The sequence below is a fragment of the Polaromonas sp. P3_C2 genome, from assembly GCF_056402675.1.
Map to the genome: position 1 here is coordinate 1 of NZ_JBFUGX010000767.1, position 1,764 is coordinate 1,764.

Annotated in this window: 1 protein-coding gene; it reads right to left on the reverse strand. The window is 59.4% G+C overall.

The window, feature by feature from the left end; translation table 11 throughout:
* Positions 1–79: 79 nt before the first annotated feature.
* On the reverse strand, positions 80–1,764 hold a 1,685-nt coding region (gene rpsA, locus AC1DWI_RS21725; protein WP_477725735.1), incomplete at its 5' end, for a 30S ribosomal protein S1.

A 1,764-nucleotide genomic window follows, 5' to 3' on the forward strand; every position in this document is an offset into this window, starting at 1 on the left:
GATCGCTTCGGGTCATGGATAAAGTAGCTGTACAGCGATGCAATCCGCCGGGGACGCATCACACCGCTGCACGGTCGCCTTACTTTTCGTTGTTGTCCAGCTTGGCGCGCAACAGGGCGCCAAGGTTGGTCAGGCCGGCGCTTTCGCGCGAAGACTGCTGGCTCAGGGTTGCCATGGCTTCCTGCTGGTCAGCGTTGTCCTTGGCTTTGACCGACAGCTGGATGTTGCGGGTCTTGCGATCCACATTCACCACAACTGCGGACACTTCGTCGCCTTCTTTCAGCACGTTGCGCGCATCTTCGACGCGGTCACGGCTGATTTCGCTGGCGCGGAGGTAGCCGATGATGTCTTCGCCGAGATCGATTTCAGCGCCCTTGGCATCAACAGTCTTGACCTTGCCGGTCACAATCGCGCCCTTGTCGTTGATCGACACGAACGTGGTGAACGGATCGGAATCCAGCTGCTTGATACCCAGGGAGATGCGCTCGCGGTCGACGTCGACTGCCAGAACGATCGCTTCGACTTCCTGGCCCTTTTTGTAGTTGCGAACGGCGGCTTCGCCGGGTTCGTTCCACGAGAGGTCGGACAGGTGCACGAGGCCGTCAATGCCGGCAGCCAGGCCCACAAAGACGCCGAAGTCGGTGATCGACTTGATGGGGCCCTTGACGCGGTCGCCGCGCTTGGTTTCCTGTGCAAATTCTTGCCATGGATTGGCCTTGCACTGCTTCATGCCCAGGCTGATACGGCGCTTGTCTTCGTCGATCTCGAGGACCATGACTTCGACTTCGTCGCCCAGTGCCACGAGCTTGCTCGGTGCCACATTCTTGTTGGTCCAGTCCATTTCGGACACGTGGACCAGGCCTTCGATGCCTGGCTCGAGTTCAACAAATGCGCCGTAGTCGGCGATGTTGGTGATCTTGCCGAACAGGCGCGTGCCTTGTGGATAACGGCGGTTCACGCCCATCCATGGGTCGTCGCCCATCTGTTTCAGACCGAGTGACACGCGGTTTTTCTCGGTGTCGAACTTCAGGATCTTGGCCACGATTTCCTGGCCAGCCGTCACCACTTCGCTTGGGTGACGCACGCGGCGCCATGCCATGTCGGTGATGTGCAGCAGGCCGTCAATGCCGCCCAGGTCAACGAACGCGCCGTATTCGGTGATGTTCTTGACGACGCCCTTGACGGAGGAGCCTTCCTTCAGGGTTTCCATCAGCTTGGCGCGTTCTTCGCCCATGGATGCCTCGACAACTGCACGGCGTGACAACACGACGTTGTTGCGCTTGCGGTCCAGCTTGATGACCTTGAATTCCATGGTCTTGTTCTCGTACGGAGACAAGTCCTTGATGGGGCGGGTGTCGATGAGCGAGCCGGGCAGGAAGGCGCGGATGCCGTTGACGAGGACGGTGAGACCGCCCTTGACCTTGCCGCTGGTCTGGCCGGTGACGAATTCGCCGGATTCCAGGGCTTTTTCCAGGCTCATCCACGAAGCCAGGCGCTTGGCCTTGTCGCGGGACAGCAGGGTGTCGCCATAGCCGTTTTCGACGGAGTCGATGGCCACGGAGACAAAGTCGCCGACCTGGACTTCGAGTTCGCCCTGGTCGTTCTTGAATTCTTCGAGCGGCACATAGGCCTCGGACTTCAGTCCGGCGTTGACGACGACGTGGTTGTGGTCGATGCGAACGACTTCAGCGGTGATGACTTCACCGGTGCGCTTTTCAGAGCGCTGGAGCGATTCGTTAAATAGATCGGCAAAAGATTCAGACA